This is a genomic window from Helicobacteraceae bacterium (assembly GCA_031258155.1).
Classification (GTDB): Bacteria; Campylobacterota; Campylobacteria; order Campylobacterales; family SZUA-545; genus JAIRNH01.
Window position 1 is genome coordinate 20,116 of record JAIRNH010000056.1, and the last position, 26,452, is coordinate 46,567.

Here is a 26,452-nt window from a genome sequence, read left to right on the forward strand (position 1 = left end):
CTCATGCCGCGCCGCCTCCCGCCTTTTTTGCTATATACGCCGAAATCGCGTTGATTACGATTACAATCGCAAGCAACGCCGCCGCGGTGGCGTAACCCTCGTCGATATGCAGCCCCTCGCTAGAGAGCGCGTACATATGCACCGAAAGCGTCCGCGCCGATTCCATCGGGCTTGCGGGTATCTGCGCCACCGTCCCCGCCGTATAGACTAGCGCCGCCGTTTCGCCGACGATTCGCCCGATCGCGAGCGTAATACCCGCGAATATGCCGCCCATCGCCGTTGGAAGCGCGATCTTCACAATCATTCGCAACTTGCCTGCGCCAAGCCCAAACGCGCCCTCGCGGTAAGCGTCGGGGACCGCCTTGAGCGCCTCTTCGCTCGCTCGCATAATCAACGGCAGGATCATAATCGCCAGCGTAAAAGCGCCTGAAAGCAACGAAAACCCCCACCCAAGAAAAACGACGAAAAAGAGCAGTCCGAACAACCCGTGAATAATCGACGGAATGCCCGAAAGCGTTTCGGCGGTCGTCCGCGCTATTTTTGAGGCGATACTATCGCGTCTAGCGTATTCCGAAAGGTAGATCGCCGCGCTTACGCCAAACGGAACGGAGATAACTAAAGCAAGCGCCATCATCATCGCCGTAGAGATTATCGCGGGCGTCATCGAAGCGTTTTCGCTCGTGTATTCCAACGCAAAGATCGAAGGTTGCAGGTGCGGAACGCCTTTGAACAGAATAAATCCGACGATAAAAACCAACGCCGCGATCGTAGTCAGCGCCGCGCTCCACACGACAAACGCCGTAACGCGCTCGAAAAATTTGTCGCTTTTCATCTAACGCTCCTATTGGCGAGCGCCGAAAAACTAAGGTTGATTATTAGGATAAAAACGAACAAAACAACCCCCGTAGCTATCAGCGCCTCGCGGTGAAGATCGGCGGCGTATCCCATCTCGATCACGATATTCGCCGTTAGCGTGCGAACCCCGTCCATAATGGAACCCGGCATTCTAGCTTGGTTGCCCGCCACCATAATTACCGCCATCGTTTCGCCGATCGCGCGTCCGATACCTAGCGCGACGGCGGCTAACACGCCCGATTTAGCCGCGGGCAACAGCACAAAGAAAATAGCTCTGTAACGTCCCGCGCCTAAAGCCAGCGCGCCTTCGTAGTAGTTGTCGGGAACGGCGCGAACGGCGCTTTCGGAGATCTCTATAATGGTCGGCAGTATCATCACGCCGAGCAGAATGCTCGCGGATAGTATGCTAGCGCCCGTTACGGGTATAAGAATTATCATCGCGACAAAGCCATAAACCACCGACGGAATGCCCGCCAGCAACTGCACGACGGGTTTTACGATTCTGTAGGGTTTGCGCGGACAGATTCGCGCTAGAAAAACCGCCGTAAGCGTCCCGATCGGCGCTCCGATAATAATCGCCCCCGCGGTTACATAGAGACTTCCGACTATCATCGGAAACACGCCAAACAGCGGCGGTTCGTCCGTAGGCGACCACTCCTCGCCGAAGATAAAGTTGAAAAACCCTATCTCGGCTATAGCGGGAACGCCGTTGAAAAACAGGAAGAAACAGATCAGCAGAACCGCCAACACCGACGCGAGCGCCGAACACAGAAAGACGACGCTCGCGATTTTCTCCTTTAAGCCGCTCATTTGAGCGCTTCGTTCCACTTAGTCGTTTTGCCTGAGAAGATGGATTTAACCTGATCTTTCGTCAGGTTGTCCAGCGGGTTTTCCTTATTGACGATCACCACCACGCCGTCAAGCGCGATCTGCGTCGCCGCCAGTTTTTGCAACTCGCTCGCTTTGAGTTCGCGGCTTGCCATGCCTATATCGCACGTCCCCTCGATCGCCGCGTTTATACCCGCCGACGAATCGCTCATCTGAATCTCGATCTTGGCGTTTTTATTGACAAGCAGATACGCCTCGCGCAGTTTTTCCATCACGGGCGTAACCGACGAGGAGCCGGCGACTACGATCTTGCCGCTTAGCGTCGAGCCGCCGAAAGGCTTGGCGTCGTCGTTGATCGCTATGTAGTTTTTGGCGATTACGGCTTGCCCCTCTTTGGAGAGGATAAAGTCGATGAAGCTTTGCGCGAGCGGCGAAATCCCGCTTTTGACCGCGATGTTGAACGGGCGCGCGATCTTATACGAGCCGTTTTTGATATTCGCGCTCGATGGCGACACGCCGTCGATCTTGACCGGTTTGATCGTGGAGTTTAGCGAGCCTAGCGAAATATAACCGATCGCGTATCGATCGGACGCGATATTGGTCATCATCACGTCGGTTTGCTTGGCGATGATCGCCTCTTTGGTGGTCGTGTCTTTTTTCTTGCCGTCGGCGGTTTTCTCCTCCACGCCGAAAAGCTCCACAAACGCGCCTCTGGTGCCTGAACCGCTCTCGCGCGAAACGACATTCACGCCCTTTGCCGCGTCAAACGCCGCCGCTTGGACGCTTGTTTGCCATACGCCGCTTAGCAGACAGACTGCCGCCAGCGATTTTAGTGCCTTGTTCATCTATAGCCTCCTTTTTGATTTGCGAAAAAATCATAGACGCGCAATATATAGGGCGTAAGAGGCTGCAAGTAAAAATTAGGTAAAAAAAACGAAACGCGGCTTAGGTTATCGGCGCGGTTTGCGAAAGATCGCCTCTTTTCGGGCGATAATTTTGCCGATATGTATCGCGCGGAGAGTCAAAATCGGCGCTTTGGCGAGTTTTTTGCTTTTATCCGCTACGCCACAAAAGGAGTGTGTTATGAGTTCGCTATCGTTTTTCGATCCGATAAAGGTCGCGCTGGACTTTCTAGCCATTCAAGCCGACAATATGAGCGGCAAGAGGCTTGAAATAGGCTTTCTGCACTCGAATGAAAAACTGCTGATCGCCAAGCTGATCGTAGATAAGAAGGCGCTCAAAGCCTTCTACGCGCAAAGCGAAAACGAGCCTCTGCAAGAGTTTTCGCCTAGCAAACTGCTTGACGTGGGCGGCGTTAAAATTATCTGAACCGCTTGCGTTCCGATTTGCGCGCTACCGAGCGGATACGTCGGCTATAACTCGCTTTTCCTTGAAATAGGGTTATTTAAAAGATTAAACGTTATCGTCGCTCAAATAAGCGGGGACGAAACCGTTCTAAATATAGAAATCGTCGATTATTGCGGAAACCAAACGCTTATGCGCTTGAAATATGGGCTACTACGAAAGATCGTCCGTTAAGCGAAAGGACGTTTTGAATATGGCTACGGCAAAACTCCGCGACAAAGGGCGGCTATTCAAGACATGGCTTGTCGGCGCGTTACGGCGTTATCCATAGTCTTGCTTGGTTTAATTATCGCCGTTTGGGACACAATATCAGAAATGGAAAGGGGGGCGCAAATACGCAAGAGGCTCCCTTAGCGATCGTAACGATCGGATTTATAGCCGCGTTGGAGGCGATAATGGTCTTAACCTACAAGCCGTCCTATAGCGGCGATCGCAAACGCGATCAAATCGGCAAGGCGGCTTAGTCCGCATCCGCGCGCTAGTTTATTTATTTTGCCTTCGCGCAAAGGTAATCGATAAGCCGTTGTTTTTAGTATCTCTCGGCGAATGTTACGGCTTTTCTACGCAAGAGCAAGAGTCGATTGCTTTGTTTAATCGCGGACGCTCCAAAAACGCGTTCGCAAAGCAGCCGAGCCAATCGCGTTTTATTTAGTTTTAAGCCGTTTTCTGGCATAGTGACCCATATTTCACAAAAGGAGTCGCTTATGCAGACCGCGCCAATTTCAACTTTCGTCGTTTTCGTCTTTTCGCTCCTACTACTACCCGTTCTATAACCCTTTTTTAACCCGTTTCAAGTTCAAACCGAGCTTTAACTAGCTCTTCGCCTATCGGCGTTTATCATTTATTAAGGATCAAAAAATGCAAAAAGAAAGAATTATTATTTTCGATACCACGTTGCGCGACGGCGAGCAGGCGCCTGGGGCGGCTATGAACGTTCGCGAGAAGATCGCGATCGCGAAATCGTTGGAGCGGTTGGGCGCGGATGTGATCGAGGCGGGCTTTCCAATCTCGTCGCGCGTAGATTTTGACGCGGTTTATCAGATTGGAGCGTCGGTTAAAACTTGCGCGGTTTCGGCGCTCGCGCGCGCCAAAGAGAGCGACATAAAAGCGGCGATCGACGCTTTAAGCAAGGCGAAGCGAGGGCGCGTTCATATTTTTCTGGCGACAAGCGACGCGCACTTGAAATATAAGCTCAAGATGAGTCGGGAGCAGGTCAAAGAGATAGCCTTCCAAGCCGTTAAATTCGCTAGAAATTTTGCGGGGGAGGTGCAGTTTAGCTTTGAGGACGCGTGCCGAACGGATCACGATTTTTTGCGCGAGATGACCCAAATCGCGATCAGAGCCGGCGCGTCGATTATCAACGCGCCCGACACCGTCGGGGCGTTGCTGCCGGAAGAAACCGCGTCGATGATTAAAGCGGTCGTAAGCGCGGCGGAAGGCAGAGCGATAATCTCCGCGCACGCTCACGACGATCTGGGGTTGGCGGTCGCGAACACGCTCGCGGCGATCGAGGCTGGCGCTAGGCAGGTTGAATGCACGATCAACGGCATAGGCGAACGCGCCGGCAACGCGGCGTTAGAGGAGATCGCGGTAATTTTGACCGCCCGTTTAAGCGGGCGTTACGAAACCAATATCAACGCTAAGTTTATATCGGTTGTTAGCGACGAGACGGCAAGATATAGCGGCATGCCAAAAGCGCCGAACAAGGCGATCGTGGGCGCGAACGCGTTTAGCCACGGAAGCGGCGTTCATCAAGACGGAATGATGAAAAACGCCGCGACTTACGAGCTGTTTTCGCCTGAGTTGGTTGGAGCCAAGCGCGCCAAGATCGTGCTTACGCGCCACTCCGGAAGCGCGGCGGCGATCGCGGCGGCAAGAGAGGTCGGCTTTGCCGTGGAAGCGGATCAAGCCGACCGATTTTTCGCCGCGTATAAACAGTCCGCCGAAAAAACCAAGATCGTCTCAAACGAAACGATCGCGCGCATAGCGCAAAGTTTAGGTTTAAGGGCATATAATCTGTCGTAAAATACATAGAAAGGTTTCTGATGAGGCGATTATTGATTGCGCTTGCGTGCGTTTTGATTGGAGCGGTCGGTATGAGCGCGTTTAGCGCCGAACGTTTCAAAGCCGGCGAAGATCTATTTAAGAGGTGTATTCCCTGTCATGGTCGATACGCGAACGAAAAGCCGATGGGCAAGGACAAAGATATTTCAAGGCTTAGCGAAACGGAGATCGCTTCGAAGCTTAACGCTTATGTCGCGGGGAAATCGGAAGGCGCTATGGCGGCGCAAGCCTCGTTGCTTGATCAAGACAAGATCGCCTCGCTATCCGTCTATATCGCGAATATGCATACCAAATACGGCGAAGAGCTTTTTGCGCTTAGGTGTTCGGGCTGTCATGGCAAGGACGCGACAAAAAGCGCGTTCGGCAAATCGGGCATAGTCGCGAAACTAGACGAAAAAGAGGCGCTTCAAATATTGCGCAATTATCAAAACGGCTCTTACGCGCACGGATCGACGGCAAACACAATGAAAGGTCGCGCTATCGCCCTAAGCGATCAAGAGGTTTTGGAGTTGGCGCGCTATATCAATTCGCTGAAATAGCCGAGACTCGCCGCCCCCGCTTTATAACGGAAAATAGCGCGGCGATCAAAAGCGCAAGCTAAAAGCGTCCAAGAGCGGCGCGCGAAGCAAACGGATATAACGCGCTCTCGCCGCGACCTCCGCATAAAGAAAACTTGTTTCGCGCGAGCGCAAACCGTTTAGCGACTTTTTCGCTTAGCTCCTCGTCTTTAATCCCGTCCGACGCGGTAAATTGCGTATCGACGCCGATCGAAACGGGTTCGCCGCGCCGATCGCGTAGCCAATCTGCGCTAGCGCTTTTTTCGCCAGTCCAGCCGCGACGATATTTTTAGCGATCTCAAGCGGTCGCAAAAATTATCGTCTCAACGATTCAAACCAGCCGCTACGGTCGATCTGCTCCCACGGATAGCTCGCGATACCCACCTGCCCTCTCGCCGCGACCTCCGCATAAAGAAAACTTGTTTCGCTTGGCTTGTCGAGGTTAAAGGTTTTAGCGATCCAATTTGGCGTGAGCGCAAACCGTTTAGCGACTTCCGCGCTTAGCTCCTCGTCTTTAATCCCGTCCGACGCGGTAAATTGCGTATCGACGCTGATCGAAACGGGTTTTGCCACGCCGATCGCGTAGCCAATCTGCACCAGCGCTTTTTTCGCCAGTCCAGCCGCGACGATATTTTTAGCGATCCAGCGCGCCGCGTATAGCCCGCTACGATCGACTTTCGTGTAATCTTTCGAGCTTTGCGCGCCGCCGCCGATCGGAGCGTATCCGCCAAAACTATCGACAATCAGCTTCCGTCCCGTAAGCCCCGAATCGTGAAGCGGTCCGTGATTGACGTATCTGCCCGTAGGGTTGATATGAATAACGCAATCGTCTGGATCGTATAGCTCTTTGGGCAACGCGGGGCAAGCGTCGATCAATCCTTTGATTAGCTTGCGAACCTCGTCGATATGCAAGCGCTCCACGCTAGGCGCGGAAACGACAATCGTATGAATCTTTTGCGGTTTGGCGGCGATAAAGTTATCTTTTGTTCCGTAGTCGATCGTAACCTGCGTTTTTATATCGATTCCGAGCTTGTCGTTATGGCTAAGCGCGTAACGATACACAAAATCGCACAAACCGCGCGCGAAGCTGATCGCGGCGGGCATATACTCGGCGGCTTCCGCGCTGGCAAAACCGAACATAATGCCCTGATCGCCCGCCCCCACTTCGCCGCCGCTCTGATCTACGCCCTGCGAAATATCGGGCGATTGTTTATTAACGTAAACCTCGATATTTAGATCGTCCGGGTGCAACGTTTGATCGCGCTTAAAGCCGTTTTTACCGTTGTAGCCGATCTTTTCGATCGCGGCTTTGGCTATGCTTTTGTAATCGTCGGCGCTTATATGCGCGGAGGTTTTGACCTCTCCGCCGATCACGAGATTTTTCCCCGCGATAAACACTTCGGCGGCGACGCGAGAGGCGCTATCGCGTTGCAAAAGATAATCGACGACGCTATCGGCGACTATATCGGCGCACTTATCGGGGTGTCCGGGGCTTACCGCTTCAGATGTGAATAGATACATTATTTTCCTTTTTTCGCGACGGTTTTCTTACTTGCGATAGGCGTCTTTCTTTTCGCTCTCTTTGGCGCTTTTTTATCGAGGCTAATCGATTCGTTGTCCATAATGCCGATACCCTTTTCAAGCGTAAGCGCGGCGACCTTCTTCGCGCCTTTGAGCGAATGCGCTTTGTAAGAGCCGCACTGATATTCGTTAAGCTCGGGTATATCGCTTTTAGACTCGACGCGAAGTATGTCGGACATACTTTTCCCCCACGCCTCGACGATCAGGCTCTCTTTAGGATCGCCAATCACGCTCATATAAAAGCCCGTCCGACAACCCATAGGCGAAATATCGATAACCTCTACGGAGGGCAATCGCTCGCGCATAAAGCCGGCGAACAGGTGTTCTAGCGTGTGAATGGCTTTGCTTTTTATTTTATCCTTGTTAGGAACGCAAAAACGCAGGTCAAAAATCGTGATTACGTCGCCTTTGGGCGTTACAAGCGTTTTTGCCTTGCGAACCGCCGGCGCGATCATTTTGGTGTGATCGACTTTGAAGCTATCCAGTAAAGGCATTTCAATCTCCTAATGTCAACAAAGTTTCGTGATTTTACTTGTTTTACGCTTTATGTTAGCTCGAAGTTCGCCGTTTAGTTAAGAAAGCCCGTCGATAAATTCGGGAACAAACGCTCTGGCTCGTTGAATCGACGTCGGTTTGCCGTGTCCGGCATACATAGGACGATCGTCCTTGTCGCCGTAAAACGCCATAAACCGCTCTAGCGATCGTTTCATATCGGTCGGGCTTGAACCGGGAAAATCGTATCGCCCCACGCAACCGTCGAAGATAAAATCGCCGCTAAAGAGGCGATCGCTAAACTCGATCATAGAGCAGCCGGGCGTATGACCCGGAAAATGCCTAAATCTGAAGCAAAAGCCTTCGATCTCGATTGGCTCTTCGTCGGCGATAAGATAATCCGCCTCGCACGGCTCTTGATCCATACTGAAATAATCGCCTTTGAGCATATAGCCGTCCTCTTGACGAATATAGATAGGTATCTTTAGCTCCCTTTGCAGAGCCGCGTCGCTGAAAGTATGATCGAAATGTCCGTGCGTGTTAAGCGCGGCGAGCGGATTCGGCGCGTTTTTTATAATCCAACGGATAGCGCCGATTCCCGGATCGATAATAATCGAACGGTTGTTTTTTATTAGGATATAGCAGTTGGTTTGATACCCGCGCCCCATCGGTTCTGCTAGCATTTTCATCTTTTAAGCCTCTTTAATAAAACGCGGCGATTGCCCTCTATGACTATAAACCACGCTATTTTGCGCGATTTTAGCGCTCTATTGGCAAAAAACAACAATTTTCTCTCCTCTTTTCTATCTCTCGGCATAGAGGGATAATCGAAACCGCCTTTAAAAAGCGGGTTGCAACGCGCCACTCTTAGCGCGATTTGAGCCAACGCGATTGGAAGCGCGCGTTTTTCTAACGTTTGCAGCGCGTAATTAGAGCAACTTGGATAAAAACGACAACATCGCCCAAATAACGGCGAAAAAACTATCTGATAAAGCCTGACTAAGAGCCAAAAGGGACGGTTTAATAGCGGCGTTCGCATATATTATCTTATCTTTTAACCGCTATGTGGGTAAAATCCGCGAACTATTTTGGAAGCGGGGTGGCAATGTCTAAAGCTATAGTTGCGTTGATCGCGTGTTGTTTGACGTTAAGCGCGGCGTTATACGAATCAAACGAGGGCAACCGCGATCGATCGGTATTGTTGTCTTTGGACGTTGACGAGTCGTTTTTGCAAGATCCGGAATTTCAAACCATGAAAAGCAATTTTGTTTTTTATAAACAAGAGGCTTTCTTGCGTATTCTGTCGGACGCTTACATCTATCGACCGCTTATCAAGCAGAAGATCGCCGAAGCGGGTCTGCCGCCCGCACTGGTTTATATGGCGATGGCGGAATCTAGTTTCAAGCCCAAGGCTTACTCGATCGCCAAAGCCGCCGGCATTTGGCAGTTTATCGCGGGAACCGCCAAACGATACGGTCTTAAAGTGGATAACTACGCGGACGAAAGACGCGATCCGATCAAATCCACCGACGCGGCTATTCGCTATCTGAAGGATTTGCACGCGCAATTTGGCAAATGGTCGCTCGCCATTATGGCGTATAACTGCGGAGAGGGCAGATTAAAGAAGGCGATTGCGCAAGCCGGCACGGACAACCTAGAAGTGTTGATGAGCGTTAACCCAAAAACCAAAAAGCCGTATCTCCCGTTTGAAACGCGCCACTACCTAAGAAAGGTGCTTGCTTTAGCCTCGCTCTCCGAAAGCGAAAGCCTAATGGTGGGAACTAGCGCCGAACACCTGCTAAATCGCGGCTCCTCTTACCCTATGGCAGTCGTAGAGGTCGCGCCCGGAGCCACGTTTCAAGAGATCGCCAGAGCCGCAGGAACCAGCGTCGCGAGCATAAGAGCGCTAAATCCCTCTTTGCGTTACGAGTTTGTCCCCCCGTATGGCAAAAGCTATTCGATCTATCTTCCCTACGACAGAATGGCGGAATTTAAGCAAAACTACGAGTTTTCCGAAAACCGCGGTCGCTATATCGTTCATGTCGTGCAAAAGGGCGACAGTCTAAGCGTAATCGCAAATCGATACGGCGTAACAACAAGCATGATCAAGGACTTTAACCGCCTCTCTAGCTCCACGATCAGAGAAAAGCAGCAGTTGGTGATCCCCGCGATCAGCGCGACAAACAGCGCCGTCTCGAACGAGTATATCGTGCAAAAGGGAGATTCGCTCGATTCGATCGCCAGACAGTTCAAGATCTCCGTCGCGGAACTAAAAGACGCGAATCGGCTCAGACAAAATACAATCTATGCGGGCGATCGGCTTATTATTATTGCTCGTTAGCTCGACGTTTTTTGTCGGCTGCGGCGCCAAATATCAACGCGCCGGCGCGACGGTGATCGGATATTACCCCAGCGAACGATCCAGTCCTTATTCGAGCGGCTATCGCGCTTTGGAGCCTACGCGCGGCGACGGCGCGGCGAACTTGCACGAGGCTACGCTTCGCAGCTACTCCGCGCTTGGCAAACGCTACTATCCGCAGATTCGCCCGATCGGTTGGAAAGAGTCGGGCGTCGCAAGCTGGTATGGCGCGGAGTTTCACGGCAGAAAGACTTCAAGCGGCGAAATCTACAATATGTACGCGCCCGGAACCGCCGCGCACAAAACGCTTCCGATGAATACGATCGTGCTTGTTACTCGCGAGGGAAGCGGCGCGCAAGTAAAAGCGCGAATCAACGATCGAGGACCCTTTGTGGAGGGACGCATAATCGATCTTAGTTACACGGCGGGCAAAGCGCTAGGGCTTGATAAAAGCGGAACCGCGAGGGTTACGATCGAGGTGTTGGAATACGACGCGCATATATCCGCGCGACTTGGCGATCAACCGCAGGCTAAACAGGCGAGCGCAAACGAAGCAAAAACTTTGGGCGGCGGCTTTTTTATTCAATTAGGGTCGTTTCGCTCCATTGAAAGCGCCAACCGCCTAAAAAACGAAACGCTAAAAAAGGCGCCGAACAGCGCCGTTGTAATCCAAACGGTAGAGTTTGAGGGCGCCGATTTACACCGCGTTCTAATAGGCGGTTTTAATTCCAAAGAAGAGGCGACGCGCTTTAAAGACTCGTTTGGTTTCACAAACGCGGTTGTGATGAGCGCCTCGTAAAGGATTGCGATGATTATCAAAAACAGAAAAACGAACGAAACGGATATTTCGTTGAAACTAGAGCTGCTAGGAAGCGGAAAAAGCGTCGTCAAAACGGGCGCGGGATTTTTCGATCATATGCTGCAATCGTTCGCCAAGCACGCGCTCGTCGATCTGGAGCTTACCTGCGAAGGCGATCTGTTCATAGACGGACACCACACCGTAGAGGACGTAGGAATAGCGCTTGGAAGCGCGTTGAACGAGGCGATCTATCCCGCCGAAGGGATCGAGCGATTTTCGGATCGCATAGCCGTTTTGGACGAAGCCGCGGTTCAATGCGCGATCGACGTTGGCGGTCGCGCGTTTCTAAGCTGGAACGTTCCGCTAGACGGAAAAATCGGAGAGTTCGACGGCGAACTAGCCGAAGAGTTTTTTCGCGCGCTAACGTTAAACGCAAAAATATCCGCGCATATCGATCTTGTTCGCGGTTCTAACCGCCACCATATAGCGGAAGCGGCGTTTAAGGCGTTCGCGATCGCGTTGCGCGCGGCGATCGCGCCAAATCCCAGAGTGATCGGCGCGCCGAGCTTAAAAGGGACGCTTTAATTGAAAATATGGAGCGCCGCGCTACTGCTACTATCGCTTAGCCTGATCGCGTCGTTTGCGCTATCGCCTGAAAATCGAGAGGGCGGCGAGCTAAAAACGACGGCTCGCCTAGAGTTCGACAACTATCAAATTTACGCGATCGGCGCGGACGGCGTAAGCGCCGTTTTGACGGCGCAAAGCGGGCGCGTTTTTGAAGATCGCGAGGAGATGGACTATCCGATAGCTTTAAGACAGATAGGAGACGAGCGCGACGGGCTATCCGGCGTATTGGGAGTGGTAAAGGGCGACGATATACTGATAGAAAAAGAGGTCTATTACTGGAGCGGTTCGGGGCGGACGCTAAAAACGCAAACGGCTCGATACAACGTCAAAAGCAAGCTGATAACGGGAACGGGCGCTTTCGTAACGACAAGCGCGCAAGGCGTTATGAACGGCGTGGGTTTTACCGCCGACAGCGTTAATAAGACCTTCTTGGCTAACAAGGTCAAGGCGATTTTTAACGATGAGAACATTTAGCCTATTGATTCTTTTTGCCGCTCTTATCCGCGCCGCGACGATCGAGGCAAACGCCGATCGCCTTTACGCCGACGAGAAAACGGGGCGAACCGTTCTCGAAGGATCGGTAAAAATCATAAGAGGCGCCGACGTTTTGCGCGGCGATCGCGTAACGGTTCTGTTTACGCCAGATCGCGAAGTTAGCAGATTTGAATCAAAAGGTTCCTCCTCGTTTAGCGTAACCATAGAGAACGGCGCGCAATATACCGGCGAAGCGGACGAGATCGTATATGTTCCCGCCGAGGGCGTTTATACCTTAAAAGGGCGCGCGAGCGTCGAGGATCCGATAAATAAGCGCAAAATAATCGGAGAGCAGATCGCCTTTAACGAGATAACGCGCATAGCGCGGGTAAGCGGCAAGGAGTCCTCTCCGGTTAGACTTATATTTACGATCAAAGATCGCAATGAAACCAAACCTTAACGTTGAAGCGAAATTTTTAACCTCCGCCATAAACGAAGTCGGCGCGCCCGAACCAAGTTTAAGCGAGATCGTTTTTCTGGGGCGATCAAACGCGGGAAAAAGCTCGTTGCTAAACGCGTTATGCGGAAGAAAAAACCTAGCTAAAACTAGCTCCGCGCCCGGAAAAACCCGTATGATTAACTATTACGAGATCGCGGTCAAACACAAAGACGAGCAAATTAGGCTTAGGTTTGTAGACCTGCCGGGCTTCGGATACGCGAAAACCTCCAAAACCGAACGCGAGGCGTGGGGTAGGCGCTTAAGCGCGTTTTTAAGAAACCGTCGAACGATTCGTCTCTTTTTACGCCTGATCGACAGCCGCCATATCGATCTGCCGCAAGATAGCGTTATGAGCGATTTTGTCCGCGACGTATTAAATCCCGATCAAACGGATCTGGCGGTCTATACTAAAGTCGATAAGCTAAACCGCCAAGAACGCGACGCTCTGTTGCGCCGAAAGCCGGAGGCTTTGCTACTCTCGTCCGTTACCGGCGAAGGTTTGGATAAACTTTGGGATCGGATTATCGGAGTTTAAAATGGAACTGACCAAGGCGAAACTATCCGATATAGCCGCTATGCAAGAGCTGGTCAAGCCGTATATCGACGAGGGGTTGGTGCTATCTAGGAGCGACGAAGAGGTCGCCAATATGATCCGATCTTATACGATCGCCCGCGAAAACGGCGTTATCGCGGGTTTTGCGGCGCTCTACATCTACACGGCGCGTTTAGGCGAGATTCGATCGCTCGCGGTGGCAAAAGCGTTTCAGGGTAGAGGTATCGGCGGCGCGATAACGCAAAAGCTGATCGAAGAGGCAAAATCGCTAGGGCTGGAACATATCCTGACGCTTACCTATCGCCCTTCGTTTTTTGAGCGTCTAGGATTCAAAAGAGCGCCCAAAGAAGAGGTTTGGCATCACAAAGTTTGGGAGGACTGTATTCGGTGCAAGCATTTTCCGACGTGCGACGAAACGGCGTTAATCCTCGCGATATAGTCCGTTACGGCTTTATCCTGCTAGCGCTTGTCGTCTATGAATCGCTTGGGACAATTTACTATCTTTTGCCGCCGCTGTTTGGTTTCTGGTTCGCTTTCGTCGCGCATAAAAAAGATCAACGCTATATGTGGCTCGCTATGTGTTACATACTTTTTTACGAAGCGGATCACGGGCTGATCGTCGCGAGCGGCTGCCTATTTTTGTATTTTTTCCTAAAGTTTGTCGTGCCGACAATCGAAGATATTATCGTCAGCCGCTTTGCGATCGCCGCCGTCTCGATCGCGAGCGCCTACCTCGTCTATTACGCGCTGGTTAGCCTGATATACTTTCTGTTCGGAATGGAGCCGTTGTCGTTTAGCTGGCTGCTCGTCTATTATATTTTCGTCGAATTGATTATCGCGGCGGCGGTTTTGAGATAATGCGTTTACGAATACTCTCCACGCTGATCATCGCCATATCGCTGACTCTGATCGGGCGCGTTTTTTATCTCACGGTCTTGCGCGGGGAGCATTACGGGATTCTGGCGTTAAAAAACACGCTTAAAGTCGAGCCGCTTCTGCCCGTTCGCGGCGCGATATTTGATCGAAACGGCGCGCCTCTCGCCGTCAATAGATTGGGGTTTTCCGTATCGTTCTCTCCGCACCTAGATCGCGCGAAAGGCAGACGACTAGATCAAACGATCGACTATATTTTATCGGTTATTCCAAACAACGGCGAAAGCAAAGAGACGCTTCGCGCTCGTTATATAAAAGCCGATAACGCCTATAGCCACGAACCTGTGGAGCTATCGCCGTTCGTGCCGTATGAAACTATGCTGCCCTTTTTTACCAAACTTTCGCTAAATGAAACGATTCATATTTCGCCGACGACCTTGCGTCATTATCCTAACGGAAGCGTCGCGTCGCACGTTCTTGGCTATGTCTCCAAAGCCGATCGCACCGCCGCCAATATCGATTCGATAAGCAAGACAATCGGCTATCACGGACGCGACGGGTTGGAGCTTTACTACAACAAGGAGCTACAAGGCGATCTGGGCAGCCGCAGTTATCAGGTAACGGCGCTTAATCGCGAGATCGAGGAGATTTCGCGCGTCGAGCCAAGCCAAATGCAGGACATGAAACTGTTTTTAGATATTCGCCTGCAACGGTTTATTCACAATCTGTTCGTCCGCGAGGAACGATCGGGCGTCGTAATGGTGATGGATTTGGAGACGGGCGGCATAATCGCGGCGGGAAGCTACCCCGAATACGACAACGAAAAGTTTATTACGGGCATTAGCTCCGCGGAGTGGCGCGAGATGATAAACGATTTTCGCCACCCGTTCGTCAATAAGCTGGTAAACAGCCTATATCCGCCCGGCAGCATCGTCAAACCAAGCGTGGCGCTCTCTTTTCTGGAGTCCGGCAAGATTACGCCCGAAACCGAGTTTAACTGCGCCGGCTCCTTCGCTTTGGCCGATCGCAACTATCGTTGCTGGAGATCGTGGGGGCATGGCGACGTGCAGATGCGCCGCGCTATCGCCGAAAGCTGCGACGTCTATTTTTATAGAGGCGGCTTAGTCGCCGGAATCGACGCGATCTCGCAAAAACTTTTGCGGCACGGTTACGGCGCCAAAAGCGGCGTCGATCTGCCAAACGAGTTTATCGGCGTGGTGCCAAGCCGCGAACGAAAACTAGAGAAAACCAAACGTAGCTGGTTATACGGAGACACCGTGAACACCTCGATCGGACAGGGCGATTTTTTAATTACGCCTATGCAGGCGTTAGAAAACGTCGCGCTGATCGCTACGGGAAAGTTGATAAAACCGCGCTTTGCCGAAAGCGTTCGCAACGTTAAAACCGAATACTCGGCTCAAGAGGCGTTCAGCGAAAGCGATCTGGTTTATATCGAAACAATTAGGGGCGGCATGTTCGACGGGGCAAATCAGACCGGCGGCACCTCCGCTAGAGCGATGGCTAATCTGCCGTTCAAAGTCGCCGGCAAAACGGGAACGGCTCAAGTAACGAGCATACCGCAAAACGAGCGCAAAATAATGAGCGAAACGGAGCTGGAATTTAATATGCGATCGCACGCTTGGTATATCGGTTACGCGCCGTTTGAAAAGCCGCGATACGCGTTTGTAACGCTCGTTGAACACGGTATGAGCGGCGGCGGGGTCGCCGCGCCGATTACCGCCCGCGTTTTGCGCAAAATGACGGAACTGGGATACTTTTAGGCTTTAGCGGCTCGATAAACCTCGAAGCGAGGGGCGCCCGCTTAGCCGATCGAATCGCGCCCCGCCGAATACGGGATAAGCGCCATATGCCGCGCGCGTTTAATGGCGACGCGCACAATATCTTGCGCGACTTTGCCGTTGCCGGTTAAGCGGCGCGGCATAATTTTAAATCTTTCGCTTAACGAATGTTTAAGCAGATGAATATCCTTATAATCGATAAACTCGATTTTTGCCTCGCTGTATTTGCAGTGGCGCTTAAAAAATTTGCCTTTTTCAGCCATGTTTTTCCTTAAAATGGTAGTTCTTCATCGTTAATGTCGATGTTTGGAACAGCGCTAGAAGAGCGTTTAGCGTCCGTATCCGCGCGTTCTTGCCGCTCCGGTTGCCGAGAATACGAAGGTTGAGCGTTTGACGTTTGGCGCTCCTCCTCATACGAGCCGCTCTGGTTTTGAGAGTCGCCCTCGTTTTTCGCGCCGCCTAGAAACTGGATATTTTCCGCCGAAATGGAGTGGCGCGATCGTTTCTGTCCGTTTTGATCCGTCCATTGCTCCAGCACAAGCCGCCCCTCCACGAGCGTCTGCCGCCCTTTAGAGAGGTATTGATGCGCGATCTCGGCGCTTCTGCCAAAAACGTTTATATCGACAAACAGCGTTTCCTCGCGATCCTCGTTTGTGTTGCGATCCTTCCAGCGCCGATTTACGGCGAGTCCGAACTTCGCGATCGCCAAACCGCCCTGAGAGTAGCGAATCTCAACGTCGCGAGTTAAATTGCCAATCAATAGAACTTTATTCAGCAACTTTCGTTTCCTTAATTTCTTCCGCGCTCTCTTTCTCTTCGCGGCGCGGCGCGCGTTCGCGTCTTTCGCCGTCGGCTTCGCCGCGCGGCGCGCGAGGAGTTCTTGGGCGGTATTCGCGGACGGTTTCGCTGAGCTTAAACTCTTTGAAAGGCAGCCCTTTGGCGCGATTTACCATATTTTCCCACGCCTCGATCTCGACCTTCGTCTCGTATTTAATCGCGATAAACCGCAAAACGTCTTCCGTAATGCCATAGACGCGCTCAAGCTCTTTATTGACTTGGCCGTCAGAAATAAAATAGATAACGACATAAACGCCGCGCTCAAACTTTTTAATCGCGTAGGCGAGCTTTTTGACGCCTAAACGCTCGATCGCGACTATCTCGCCGCCGTTTTTAACGATTATTTCGCTAAAAAAGTTTATCTTGGCGTCAACCTCTTCGTCCGTAAGCGTGGGTTTAAGAATAAACGCCGTTTCGTATCGTTTGGACATACTGCTCCTTTTGGTCTCGCGCCCCGTTTTCGTCCAAAAACGAGGAAGGCGTAAAATAGGCGCGGATTTTACAATATATTTGTTTGAAGTTTGATTAAAACCGCGTAAAGCAACGATCGTTTCTCGCGCGTATCGCTCTGTTTGAAGCCGAGTTCTAGCTCGCTTAAAGCCTCGAATATAGCCGCCCACTGCGATCTGCGAAATCTGTAGGCGAGTTTTTTGCGCGCCTCGTCTATATCCTTGGGCAAAGCGTAGCCTAGAAAATCCTTGCCGTCCTTGCCAAGCCGCGCCGCGCAAAAGAAGGCGAAAAGCTGACGGAAGGCGCGATACAGCTCTAGGAGTATCTCCATTTCGTTATCGGAACGCAAAAATAACCGCTCTAGCTCGCCGTAAAACGGGCGCTTATCCGCGAGCGCCGCGATCAAGCGAAACGAGTCGCCGTCGCTATAACCGGCGCCGACGAGATCGATCAGCGAGGAGCCCGCGTCGCGGTATATCTCCAGCTTGCCAAGATCGGACAAGGCAAACGATAGGTTGTTCTCGTTTATCTTTAGCAGATGCCGCGCCTGCGCGTCGCTTAATTCCAAGCCTTTTTTAGCCGCCTCGTCGATAAGCGTTTTAGCCGCCTCGTTCGCCCTTGGCGGATAAAATCTGACTACGGCGTAAAATCCCGCCGCGCCCTCGCCCCTCTCCAAAGAGGCTAATTTGGTTTTAGCGTCGTCGGCTTCGTAAATAAAGAGCATATACGAAGCTGCGTTTTTTCTGATAGCTTCTAGTAGCGACGAGATAAGTTTTGTTTCGATTTTCTTCTCTATTCGGACGATCAGCAAATTTCCGTCGCCAAATAAACTCGGCGAGGAGATATGCCCTAGCGCCGCGCCAAAATTAACCTCGTCGTAGTAGAGCTTCAAAATATCAAGCCCGCCAGAAAGCGTTTTTAGATACTTTTGGACGTATATCTCGACCATAGCCAGATCGCCAAAAAAGATCGCGGCTTTAAGAGGCGGCTTGCGCGCGAGTCTTGAATCAAGCTCCCACTGCTTCACGCCAAAGCGACCGTTACGCGAGCGGTAACTATGCTAACGGAGGCGATAGAGACCTTAACGCGCCCGAATTTTTGCAAAAGATCCGTCCTTTTACGCTCCAGCGGCAGATAGACGCGCATGCCCTGAATCAGCGGATCGTCGATAATAATAACCGCCTCTTTGCCTTTGAGCGCCTCGTCCAAAACTTCGCCCTCCAAAGTCAGCCCGATACGCGTCGAAGCCCATCTAGCGTAAGCGCGATCGGCGTATTGCCGCTCGATCTGCGCGACCTCGGCTTCTAGCAACGTTATAATAGGCGCTAATCGTTGCAGGCTAGATAAAATATATCCTCTTTTTTTATCGTCGTTATAGATAATCGTCTTCAAAAGCCTATGCAGCATTAGATCGGAATAGCGGCGAATCGGCGAGGTAAAGTGCGTATATTTTGCGAATCCAAGCCCAAAATGTCCTATATTGTCGTAGGTGTATTGCGCGCGTTTAAGCGATCTGATCAGCATTCGATCGACCTGTTCGCCCACGCCGAGCGCCCTCGCCTCTTTCTGAATCGCCTCGATGGTCGCATGAACGCTTTTGGCTCTTTTTACGACCACGCCGATCTCGCTTAAATCGTCTAATAGCTCGTCTAAAGAGCGATCGTCGGGCGCCTCGTGCGTGCGAAAAACGCCGAATTGAAAATACTCCGCCGCCGCGCAGTTGGCAAGCAGCATGCACTCCTCGATCAACTGGTGCGAGACGGTCTCTTTGGCTTTGATTGTCTTTTGCAGCGACAACTCTTTGTCCAAAACGAGCTTGATTTCGGGATTGGAAAAGCTAAAGCCCCTTTTAAGCCGTTTCCGTCGAAGCGCGATAATCAGCTCTTTTAGCGGCAAAAGCCACGTTAGTATCTCGCGATCTTGCTCGTCCGCTTTCGCGCCTTCAAACAGTTCGTCTATGCGATCGTAGTGGTAGCGGCGAATAGACCTTATCACGCTCTCGAATAGCTCGTATTTTTTAACGTTTAAGTTTTCGTCTAGCTCCAGCTTAAAGGTAAAAGCGAGCCGATCGACACGGGGCTTAAGCGAGCATAGGTTCTCGCTAAGCTCTCTTGGCAACATAGGGATCGATTTGTGCGGCAGATAGACGGAAAAACCGCGCTTTCTCGCCTCTTTGTCAATTTCGCCGAACTCCGCCGCATACGCTGAAACGTCGGCGATGGCGACGTATAAAACGCGATTTTTATCGTCGTAATAAATCGAATCGTCAAAGTCTTTAGCGTCGATCGGATCGATTGTGATAAACGGCAGATCGCTTAGATCGACGCGGTTTGGGTAGAGCGATCTATCTACGCTCTCGCCGTGCGCTTTGGCTTCCATAATTTGCTCGGCGCCGAAGCGATCGGCGCGGTTATAGCGGGATAAAACGATCGCCTCGTCCACCTTCGGATCGCTTAGAACGCCTAAAACTTCCGCAATCTCGCCGCTTTTGCGATCAAGCGTCAACACCGCGCCCTCTTGAAACTCTTTTAGCGTTCTTTGCTTAATTCCAATATCTAGCGGCGCGTCGGAGTTAATATCAAATAGCGCGGCTCTATTATGGACGCGCCCGACGTAGGCGATCGGTCTTTCGCCGCTCTCTTCGGCGATATAGACGATCTTCGCCGCCGCCCTGCCCCGCCTGAAACCGAGCGCTCTCGCGATCGCCAGATCGCGATGAGCGGCGTTTTGGCTGTCGGAGGGTTGCACGATATAATCGCGCCCTCTTGCCCCTAAAGGGTGGAAATAACCGACGCTTTTGCGCCCTTGTTTTATTAGTTTGGGTTGAAGGTAAAAGCCGACGAGCAGATCGCTATCAAGCCGTAACAAAGGGCGATCGTCAAGTAGCTTAGCTTTGATTAGCGTATGGGCTAATTTAAGCTCTCGTTTGTCCAGAGCCGAACTAGGAACTCCCGTTAATAGCTTCTGTAGAAACTCCCTCATTTCACAAAGTTGTTGGCGGCTCTTAAAAACGCTTCGCTAGAGCCGCCGTTAAGCGAAACAAGTTTCGCCGCGGTTTCCGCGCTCGCCGCGGTAATGCCGGAAGGCGTTTCGACCGCCGTTTGCACGACCTGAAGCGCGAAAGCGTAAGGACGCATGGCTTCGTTCACCGCCGAGGGGTCGATCGATCCGCCAATCGCCTCGACAAGCTCCGACTCGAATAGCCAGTGGCTAAAGACCGCCGCGCTGACCTCTTGATAGCGCGCGTCCACAAACTCCGTTTCGGCGACGGCGAAACCGTTGATCAACGCTCTATTGGCAAAAGCCTCGCTCTTGCCCGCTTTGACGACCTCCTGCGCTATGATGAGCCGTCCCACGCCCGCCAAAAACGACGCGGGGGAGAGTATATCGAGCATATTGCGGCTAACTTGCGAATACCAGCGCACCATAAGCGCGTTTTGAAGCAACGATAGATCGGCAAATTGCTCCGCCGTGATCCGGTAGGGGGACATATCGATTTTCATCGTGCTTTTAACCGCGCCGGACAGCGCGAAGCCGCGCACCGTCGCCATGCCAAATAGCGAAACCGCCTGCCCCAACGTTTTGATAGCGCGCGAAAAGCCGTAAAGCGGCGAATTGGCGGCTTTTAGAATGTTTGCCGTGAGCATAGGATCGTTTTCGATTATCTTCGTTAGGTCAGATATGCTTGAGTTGGGATCGTTGCATATTTGTTGCACTTTGATTACCGACTCCGGCAGAGACGGCAAGCTCTTAACGCGCGTATAGAGCGCCTCGTTCATCGTAGTTCCTTTGCAAAAACGACTATGCGTGAATTATAGCCACTTTATACTATGCCGCGCCGCTTGTCGGCGCGCTAGTTTTTAAGATCGCGCGTCGGCGTTATTTCGGTTAGTTAACGTTTTGATCACGTTTTCAAGCGCCTGCGCGCTCATACCGTAATCTTTCGCGATATTTACCGCGTCCGCCGCGCTTTTCTCGCTTACGCCGTTTGGAAAATCCGCGGCGATCTGCGCCACGCGCAAAACTCTCGCGCGTTCGATAATTTCGGGAGCGGCGCGCGAAGGATCTTCGGAATGCCTTATTATCTCTACCAGCGCGGGTTCAAAATGCCAATGGGCGAAAATCGCGGCGCTAACCTCCTGATAGCTTGATTGCAATATCTCCGCTTCCGCCTTCTCAAGTCCGACCCGCCGCCACAGTTCCTTGAACGGCTCGACCTTGTTTGACTTAACCAGCTCGTTAGCCATAATAAGCCTACCTATTGGAGAGAGAAACGACGCGGGGGAAAGCTCCTCTAGTTTAGAGCGATCAAATATGCCATACCAGCGGATCGTAAGAGCGTTTTGTAGTTGGCACAGCTGCACAAACTGATCGGCGTTAATATCGTAAGGAGAAAGATCGGGCGCCAAAGAGTTTCTTACGACGGAGGCGATTGCAAAACCGCGCACCGTCGCCATGCCAAACAGCGAAACCGCCTGCGAGAGCGTCTTGATCTCTCTTGCGAACCCGTAAAGAGGCGAGTTTGCCGCCTTTAACAGGTTCGCCGTCAGCATAGGGTCTTCTTCTATAACCTTTGTTAATTCCGCGACGCTTCCAAGCGGGTTGGCGCAGACCTCCTGCACCTTTATCGCCGTCTTTGGAAGCGGCGGAAGATTTTTAACGCTCTTTACAATTGCATCGTTCATTTTGTTCTCCGCGACAACAAATAATTATTAGCGGTAATTGTAGTCAATTTACCTTTTCAGCCCCTCAAGCGTAAAATCGCAAAATAAAAATCGCTCAAAAGGAAAACAATGGCTTTGACCGTATATTACGACAAAGATTGCGACTTAAGTCTTATCCGATCGAAAAAAACCGTCGTCGTCGGCTTCGGCTCGCAAGGACACGCGCACGCCGAAAACCTGCGCGACAGCGGCGTGGAGGTTACTATCGGTCTGAAAAAGGGCGGCGCGAGCTGGAAAAAAGCCGAAGCCAAAAACTTCAAGGTCTTAGAGGTGGGCGAAGCGGTTAAGGAAGCCGATTTCGTAATGATCCTCCTGCCCGACGAGAAACAGAAGGCGGTTTATGAAGCCGAGATCGCGCCAAATCTCAAAAAAGGCGCCACGATCGCCTTCGGACACGGCTTTAACATTCACTTTAAGCGGATCGTCCCCGCGCCCGATATAAACGTAACGATGATCGCGCCCAAAGCGCCCGGACACACCGTGCGAAGCGAGTTTGTCAAAGGCGGCGGCATTCCCGATCTGATCGCCGTAGAGCAGGACCCTTCGGGCAATACGCTAGAGGTAGCCAAAAGTTACGCGAGCGCGATCGGCGGCGGGCGCACGGGCATTATCGTTACCACCTTCAAAGACGAGACCGAAACCGATCTCTTCGGCGAACAGGCGGTGTTATGCGGCGGCGTTAGCGCGCTGGTGCAAGCCGGTTTTGAAACGCTTACCGAGGCGGGCTATCCGCCTGAAATGGCGTATTTCGAATGTCTGCACGAGCTTAAATTGATCGTCGATCTGATCTATCAAGGCGGCATAGCGGATATGCGCTACTCCGTCTCCAACACCGCCGAATACGGCGATATGGTAAGCGGTCCGAAGGTGATCAACGACGAAAGCCGCAAGGCGATGAAACAGATTCTAAAAGAGATTCAAAACGGCTCGTTCGCCAAGGACTTTATCGCCGAAGGCGATCTGGGCTATCCGCGAATGCAAGCCGAGCGGCGCAATCTTTTCAATAGCCAGATCGAAACTACGGGGCGCAAATTGCGCGCTATGATGCCGTGGATCGCGGCGAGCAAACTCGTCGATCAGAATAAAAATTAGGACGTTAATAAAGTGGGTCAAGTTCTAACGATCACAAGCGGCAAAGGCGGGGTAGGCAAAAGCACCGCCGTAGCTAACATCTCCACCGCGATCGCCGAAGCGGATAAAAAAGTCGTCGCGGTCGATTTCGACATAGGGCTTCGCAATCTGGATATGATCCTAGGGCTTGAAAACCGTATCGTTTACGATTCGATCGACGTAATGGACGGGCGTTGCAAACTTAATCAAGCGCTAATCGCCGACAAGCGCGTTAAGTCTCTTTTCTTTTTGCCCGCTTCCCAAACGCGCGATAAAAGCGTTTTGGAGTCAAAAAAAGTCGAGACGCTAATTAACGAGTTAAAAAAAGAGTTTGATTATGTGATAATCGACTCGCCGGCGGGCATTGAAAGCGGATTTGAACACTCGATCTATCTCGCGGACACGGCGTTAATAGTATCGACTCCCGAAGTTTCGGCGGTGCGCGACGCGGATCGCGTTATCGGCATTATCGACGCTAAAAGCAAAAAAGCCAAAGAGGGCGGCGAGGTCGCGAAAAAACTTATTATAAACCGCATTAAACCGGAGATGATCAAAAAAGGTCAAATGCTAAGCCCCGAAGACGTTTTACAGATACTCGCTATCGATCTGATCGGACTCGTTCCGGAGGACGAGCTTGTCGTCGTGGCGACAAATACCGGAGAGGTCGTCGTCCGAAACCCCAAATCGGAAAGCGGCGGCGCGTATCGGCGCATAGCCAAGCGCGTTATCGGCGAAGAGGTCGCTTTTGCTTCGCTAGAGAGCGCCAAAGGGATCGGCGGCTTTATTAAGGGACTGTTCAAATGAGTTTTCTAAGCGATCTGTTCGGTCAAAAAAAAAGCGCGAGCGTCGCAAAAAACCGCTTAATCATTACGCTGGAAAAAGAACGGGCAAACGCTTCGTTTGATTTTATTGATCAAATGAAAGAGGAGATACTTTTCGTAATCAAACGCTATATCAACGCGAGCGATATACGGATACTCGCCAAAAAAAATCAACATATCGATCGTCTGGAGATTGAAATCGACCTAGAAAACGGCAAATGAAACTCCCCGCGCGCAATAAATATATTCGCGCCGTTCTCGTATCGGCGCCAATCTCTGTTTTCGTCGCTTTTACGGTGTGGAGCGTTATCGACTATCTAACCTATTTCAGCGGCGGTTACGAACAGAACGTAAAAGAGGAGATTAACGCTTTTGATCGCACCGTGCGCGGCATTATAAACGAAAACGCGGCGGCGGGCGAGCCTTTAAGCGTAAAACACGCGCTTGATTACATTCAAATTCCGCCGTCGCTCGATCTGATCGTAAGCGAAGCGACAAGCAAAAACATCATATATTCGCATAGATATAGCGGACGCTGGTTAGACAGGTGTTGCGAAGGTCTATATTTGCGCTCAATAGTTACAAAGACAATAGAGAACTACTCTTTTCAATACAGCTATTATATAATCCCAAAATTTTACGCCTCTTTTCTAAGAGCGATCAGTTTTTCTCTGTTGCCGGACTATATTACGGATAAATATTTCAGCTTCTCAAAGTGGGCGGACAGTTTTTTCAGCTACTTCTGGGCGAGAAGCGCGGTATATTACGGAATGTTCCTGATTTCGTTCGTCGCCTTTTTCGCGTGGTCTATTAGAAATTTAAGCTACGACGAACAACGCCAAATCGCCTACGAGCTATTAAGCGAAGAGAGAGAACGGCTAGAGGCGAGCGCCAGCGAAGTTGAAAGATATAAAACGTCGCTGCTTGAGATAAACAAAATGATCGCGTTAAAACAACAAGAGTTAGAGATAAAGCACGACATTCTAAAGCGATCTATGAACAAGCGAAACAGCGCTCAGCTTTCAAAATCGATCGACGACGCAACAAAAGAGACGATCTCTCTCAAAAGCGAACGCGGGCGGCTCGAACGAGAACTCGCCGCTATTAGCGACGTCCTGATCGAAGAGAGCAAAAATATACAAGATACGCAGATCAGCGCTAGGATTGCGGATATAAAAGTGGAGTTTTCGGAGCTTTTCGGCTCTAAAATGCCAAACGCTCTGATCGATCAAATATCAGAAGGTTTTTATCTTTACGAAAGAAGCCCTGAATATATATCGCAGATTATGCACGCATGGTTTAACGGGTTTGATTATTTGGTAAAAAAACTAGCCGAACCGTTCTGGCAGAGAAACAAAAAACATCTCCTGCTTGGCGAGGCGATTAAAATAATCCGCAAAATATACGCTCCGCATCAGATTGACTATTACGAGCTAAAAGCCGTCGTAAATATGCGAAACAAATTTTCGCATTTTGAAACGGACGTATTAACGATAGATAATCTACGATCGCTTAAATCAAGACTGTTTGGTTACAAAAACACCGACGGGCTTTTCTATAAACTAGTCAATGTAAAAAACAAAAAATAATGACTCGCCTAACAGAGATTCCCGCCGCGCTTCAAGCTATAGACAACCCTCCCAAAGCGCTCTACTACGAAGGCGATCTCTCCTTGCTTTCGCGCCCGCTTGTCGCGATCGTGGGCGCGAGGATAGCGTCAAACTACGCGAAAACTTGGACGAAACGAATCGCCGCCGCGCTTAAAGAGGCGGGCGCGGTCGTGGTAAGCGGCGGCGCTAACGGCGTGGATAGCGCCGCGCACGAGGCGGCTTTTCCAAACACGATCGCGATTCTAGCCGGTTCGATCGACAACGATAGGCGAAGGCATATCGCGCCCGTCAAGCAAAACGCGCTTGTTTTAAGCGAGTTTGAAAAAGAAACCGCGCCTAGAAACTGGAGCTTCGTTCATCGCAATAGGCTAATTACGGGCATTGCCGCCGTCGTGTGCGTAACGCAAGCCGATCTAAAAAGCGGTTCTAGCGCTAGCTGCAATTTGGCTCTGCGGCAGAAAAAACCGCTCTTTACGCTGCCGCACCGCTTAGGAGAAAGCGAGGCGACTAACGCGCTATTAGCGAGCGGTAAAGCCAAAGCGATCTGGAGCGAAGAGACGATCTTAAACGCGCTTGGGCTTCGCGCCGCGCCCAAAGAGAGCGATCCCGTGCTGCTTTTCGCCGCCGATCGCCCTCTTTTTGAAAGCGCGCTCGATAAGTTCGGCGCGATCGTCTATGAATACGAGCTTGCGGGGAAAATCGTCGTAAGAGACGGAAGGATCGAGCTTGCCGACGTTAGCTATTGATCTTGGCTTAAAACGAATCGGTCTCGCCTACTCGCCAGATAATAAGTTGGCTCTGCCGCTTAACGCGATTATCCGCAAGAACCGAAATCAAGCGGCGTTGGCGGCGTTTAATATCGCCGTCGAATATAATATCGACAGGATTGTTATAGGCGCGCCGATCGGCTCCGCCAGCGAAAACGAGATGCGCCGTCGCGCGGAACATTTTATAGGACTAACTAAATTGAGCGTCCCGATCTTTTTTCAGGACGAGGCGTTTAGCTCGCAAGAGGCGAGCGAGCGCGCTAAAGGTCGTTTGGGCAAAACCAAAGACGGTCGGCTCGATTCGCTTGCGGCGCTGATAATTTTGGAAAGATTTCTGGAACAAAAACATGCGTAGCTTTATCTGGATAAAGATCGTTGTAACCGTTGCGCTTATCGCCTTCGCGCTAT

Annotated in this window: 34 protein-coding genes; 19 read left to right on the plus strand and 15 right to left on the minus strand. The window is 51.4% G+C overall.

Going from position 1 to position 26,452, the window contains the following annotated elements:
- Position 1: 1 nt before the first annotated feature.
- From pstA to LBF86_07585, 3 genes are read right to left on the minus strand one after another with little or no spacing between them, the layout of a single operon-like run.
- Positions 2-832, minus strand: coding sequence for a phosphate ABC transporter permease PstA (gene pstA / locus LBF86_07575; protein MDR0665359.1), 831 nt, complete (start codon positions 830-832; stop codon positions 2-4).
- Positions 829-1,665: a phosphate ABC transporter permease subunit PstC gene (gene pstC / locus LBF86_07580; GenBank protein MDR0665360.1), complete on the minus strand. Its 837-nt coding sequence runs from the start codon at positions 1,663-1,665 to the stop codon at positions 829-831. Before pstC ends, pstA begins: the two co-directional genes overlap by 4 nt.
- A complete protein-coding gene (locus LBF86_07585; GenBank protein ID MDR0665361.1) occupies positions 1,662-2,528 on the minus strand; it encodes a substrate-binding domain-containing protein in 867 nt (288 codons plus the stop codon). The genes pstC and LBF86_07585 overlap by 4 nt, the downstream gene beginning before the upstream one ends.
- Before the next feature lie 238 nt (positions 2,529-2,766).
- Between LBF86_07585 and LBF86_07590 the strand changes: the two genes are divergently transcribed.
- The 4 genes from LBF86_07590 (at position 2,767) to LBF86_07605 (ending at position 5,651) form a co-directional block, all read left to right on the plus strand.
- Entirely contained in the window at positions 2,767-3,012 is a 246-nt protein-coding gene (locus LBF86_07590; GenBank protein MDR0665362.1) for a hypothetical protein, read from the plus strand.
- Positions 3,013-3,290: 278 nt separating this feature from the next.
- Positions 3,291-3,512, plus strand: coding sequence for a hypothetical protein (locus LBF86_07595; GenBank protein MDR0665363.1), 222 nt, complete (start codon positions 3,291-3,293; stop codon positions 3,510-3,512).
- Between the two features lie 394 nt (positions 3,513-3,906).
- Positions 3,907-5,073 (plus strand): 2-isopropylmalate synthase, encoded by a 1,167-nt coding sequence (locus tag LBF86_07600; protein MDR0665364.1) that lies wholly within the window; start codon positions 3,907-3,909, stop codon positions 5,071-5,073.
- A 20-nt stretch (positions 5,074-5,093) separates the two neighbouring features.
- Complete coding sequence (locus LBF86_07605; protein ID MDR0665365.1) at positions 5,094-5,651, plus strand: c-type cytochrome; 558 nt, start codon at positions 5,094-5,096, stop codon at positions 5,649-5,651.
- 174 nt (positions 5,652-5,825) lie between these two features.
- Here LBF86_07605 and LBF86_07610 read toward each other — a convergent pair whose 3' ends face one another.
- The 5 genes from LBF86_07610 to yidD all read right to left on the minus strand — a co-directional run bounded on the left by LBF86_07610 (position 5,826) and on the right by yidD (position 8,781).
- Positions 5,826-5,981 (minus strand): methionine adenosyltransferase domain-containing protein, encoded by a 156-nt coding sequence (locus LBF86_07610; GenBank protein MDR0665366.1) that lies wholly within the window; start codon positions 5,979-5,981, stop codon positions 5,826-5,828.
- A gap of 3 nt (positions 5,982-5,984) precedes the next feature.
- Positions 5,985-7,190, minus strand: coding sequence for a methionine adenosyltransferase (gene metK / locus LBF86_07615; protein ID MDR0665367.1), 1,206 nt, complete (start codon positions 7,188-7,190; stop codon positions 5,985-5,987).
- Positions 7,190-7,744: an S-ribosylhomocysteine lyase gene (luxS, locus tag LBF86_07620; protein MDR0665368.1), complete on the minus strand. Its 555-nt coding sequence runs from the start codon at positions 7,742-7,744 to the stop codon at positions 7,190-7,192. Before luxS ends, metK begins: the two co-directional genes overlap by 1 nt.
- A 78-nt stretch (positions 7,745-7,822) precedes the next feature.
- A complete protein-coding gene (locus tag LBF86_07625; GenBank protein MDR0665369.1) occupies positions 7,823-8,431 on the minus strand; it encodes an MBL fold metallo-hydrolase in 609 nt (202 codons plus the stop codon).
- The gene (yidD, locus tag LBF86_07630) at positions 8,428-8,781 is read right to left on the minus strand and encodes a membrane protein insertion efficiency factor YidD (GenBank protein MDR0665370.1); all 354 of its coding nucleotides are present in this window, start codon (positions 8,779-8,781) and stop codon (positions 8,428-8,430) included. The genes LBF86_07625 and yidD overlap by 4 nt, the downstream gene beginning before the upstream one ends.
- 66 nt (positions 8,782-8,847) lie before the next feature.
- Between yidD and LBF86_07635 the strand changes: the two genes are divergently transcribed.
- The 9 genes from LBF86_07635 to mrdA are packed head-to-tail and all read left to right on the plus strand — an operon-like array spanning position 8,848 to position 15,707.
- Positions 8,848-10,083, plus strand: a complete 1,236-nt coding sequence (locus tag LBF86_07635; GenBank protein ID MDR0665371.1) for a LysM peptidoglycan-binding domain-containing protein — start codon at positions 8,848-8,850, stop codon at positions 10,081-10,083.
- A gap of 52 nt (positions 10,084-10,135) precedes the next feature.
- The gene (locus tag LBF86_07640) at positions 10,136-10,900 is read left to right on the plus strand and encodes a septal ring lytic transglycosylase RlpA family protein (protein MDR0665372.1); all 765 of its coding nucleotides are present in this window, start codon (positions 10,136-10,138) and stop codon (positions 10,898-10,900) included.
- A gap of 9 nt (positions 10,901-10,909) precedes the next feature.
- Positions 10,910-11,485 (plus strand): imidazoleglycerol-phosphate dehydratase HisB, encoded by a 576-nt coding sequence (hisB, locus tag LBF86_07645; GenBank protein ID MDR0665373.1) that lies wholly within the window; start codon positions 10,910-10,912, stop codon positions 11,483-11,485.
- Positions 11,486-12,001 carry an LPS export ABC transporter periplasmic protein LptC gene (gene lptC / locus LBF86_07650; protein MDR0665374.1) on the plus strand — a complete coding sequence of 172 codons (516 nt, stop codon included), beginning with the start codon at positions 11,486-11,488 and terminating at the stop codon, positions 11,999-12,001.
- Entirely contained in the window at positions 11,988-12,461 is a 474-nt protein-coding gene (lptA, locus tag LBF86_07655) for a lipopolysaccharide transport periplasmic protein LptA (protein ID MDR0665375.1), read from the plus strand. The genes lptC and lptA overlap by 14 nt, the downstream gene beginning before the upstream one ends.
- Positions 12,445-13,035, plus strand: a complete 591-nt coding sequence (gene yihA / locus LBF86_07660) for a ribosome biogenesis GTP-binding protein YihA/YsxC (protein MDR0665376.1) — start codon at positions 12,445-12,447, stop codon at positions 13,033-13,035. Before lptA ends, yihA begins: the two co-directional genes overlap by 17 nt.
- Before the next feature lies 1 nt (position 13,036).
- A complete protein-coding gene (locus tag LBF86_07665; protein MDR0665377.1) occupies positions 13,037-13,492 on the plus strand; it encodes an N-acetyltransferase in 456 nt (151 codons plus the stop codon).
- Entirely contained in the window at positions 13,441-13,911 is a 471-nt protein-coding gene (locus LBF86_07670) for a hypothetical protein (protein ID MDR0665378.1), read from the plus strand. Before LBF86_07665 ends, LBF86_07670 begins: the two co-directional genes overlap by 52 nt.
- The gene (mrdA, locus tag LBF86_07675) at positions 13,911-15,707 is read left to right on the plus strand and encodes a penicillin-binding protein 2 (GenBank protein MDR0665379.1); all 1,797 of its coding nucleotides are present in this window, start codon (positions 13,911-13,913) and stop codon (positions 15,705-15,707) included. The genes LBF86_07670 and mrdA overlap by 1 nt, the downstream gene beginning before the upstream one ends.
- A gap of 41 nt (positions 15,708-15,748) precedes the next feature.
- Here mrdA and rpsR read toward each other — a convergent pair whose 3' ends face one another.
- The 7 genes from rpsR to LBF86_07710 form a co-directional block, all read right to left on the minus strand.
- On the minus strand, positions 15,749-15,988 hold the full coding sequence (gene rpsR, locus LBF86_07680) for a 30S ribosomal protein S18 (protein MDR0665380.1): 240 nt from the start codon (positions 15,986-15,988) through the stop codon (positions 15,749-15,751).
- A gap of 8 nt (positions 15,989-15,996) precedes the next feature.
- Entirely contained in the window at positions 15,997-16,503 is a 507-nt protein-coding gene (gene ssb / locus LBF86_07685; protein MDR0665381.1) for a single-stranded DNA-binding protein, read from the minus strand.
- Positions 16,493-16,993 (minus strand): 30S ribosomal protein S6, encoded by a 501-nt coding sequence (rpsF, locus tag LBF86_07690; GenBank protein MDR0665382.1) that lies wholly within the window; start codon positions 16,991-16,993, stop codon positions 16,493-16,495. The genes ssb and rpsF overlap by 11 nt, the downstream gene beginning before the upstream one ends.
- A gap of 68 nt (positions 16,994-17,061) precedes the next feature.
- Entirely contained in the window at positions 17,062-18,039 is a 978-nt protein-coding gene (locus LBF86_07695; GenBank protein ID MDR0665383.1) for a hypothetical protein, read from the minus strand.
- On the minus strand, positions 18,036-19,994 hold the full coding sequence (locus tag LBF86_07700; GenBank protein ID MDR0665384.1) for a ribonuclease R: 1,959 nt from the start codon (positions 19,992-19,994) through the stop codon (positions 18,036-18,038). Before LBF86_07700 ends, LBF86_07695 begins: the two co-directional genes overlap by 4 nt.
- A complete protein-coding gene (locus tag LBF86_07705) occupies positions 19,991-20,791 on the minus strand; it encodes an HDOD domain-containing protein (protein ID MDR0665385.1) in 801 nt (266 codons plus the stop codon). The genes LBF86_07700 and LBF86_07705 overlap by 4 nt, the downstream gene beginning before the upstream one ends.
- Positions 20,792-20,872: 81 nt before the next feature.
- Positions 20,873-21,697 (minus strand): HDOD domain-containing protein, encoded by an 825-nt coding sequence (locus LBF86_07710; GenBank protein ID MDR0665386.1) that lies wholly within the window; start codon positions 21,695-21,697, stop codon positions 20,873-20,875.
- 108 nt (positions 21,698-21,805) lie between these two features.
- Here LBF86_07710 and ilvC point away from each other — a divergent pair, with 108 nt between their 5' ends.
- Genes ilvC through ruvX form a run of 6 tightly spaced genes read left to right on the plus strand, consistent with a single transcriptional unit; the run spans position 21,806 to position 26,399 of the window.
- The gene (ilvC, locus tag LBF86_07715) at positions 21,806-22,828 is read left to right on the plus strand and encodes a ketol-acid reductoisomerase (GenBank protein MDR0665387.1); all 1,023 of its coding nucleotides are present in this window, start codon (positions 21,806-21,808) and stop codon (positions 22,826-22,828) included.
- 12 nt (positions 22,829-22,840) lie between these two features.
- Positions 22,841-23,650 carry a septum site-determining protein MinD gene (gene minD, locus LBF86_07720; GenBank protein MDR0665388.1) on the plus strand — a complete coding sequence of 270 codons (810 nt, stop codon included), beginning with the start codon at positions 22,841-22,843 and terminating at the stop codon, positions 23,648-23,650.
- The gene (gene minE / locus LBF86_07725; protein MDR0665389.1) at positions 23,647-23,889 is read left to right on the plus strand and encodes a cell division topological specificity factor MinE; all 243 of its coding nucleotides are present in this window, start codon (positions 23,647-23,649) and stop codon (positions 23,887-23,889) included. The genes minD and minE overlap by 4 nt, the downstream gene beginning before the upstream one ends.
- On the plus strand, positions 23,886-25,256 hold the full coding sequence (locus LBF86_07730) for a hypothetical protein (protein MDR0665390.1): 1,371 nt from the start codon (positions 23,886-23,888) through the stop codon (positions 25,254-25,256). The genes minE and LBF86_07730 overlap by 4 nt, the downstream gene beginning before the upstream one ends.
- The gene (locus LBF86_07735; protein MDR0665391.1) at positions 25,256-26,023 is read left to right on the plus strand and encodes a DNA-protecting protein DprA; all 768 of its coding nucleotides are present in this window, start codon (positions 25,256-25,258) and stop codon (positions 26,021-26,023) included. The genes LBF86_07730 and LBF86_07735 overlap by 1 nt, the downstream gene beginning before the upstream one ends.
- Entirely contained in the window at positions 26,004-26,399 is a 396-nt protein-coding gene (gene ruvX / locus LBF86_07740; protein ID MDR0665392.1) for a Holliday junction resolvase RuvX, read from the plus strand. The genes LBF86_07735 and ruvX overlap by 20 nt, the downstream gene beginning before the upstream one ends.
- The last annotated feature ends 53 nt before the right edge of the window (positions 26,400-26,452 follow it).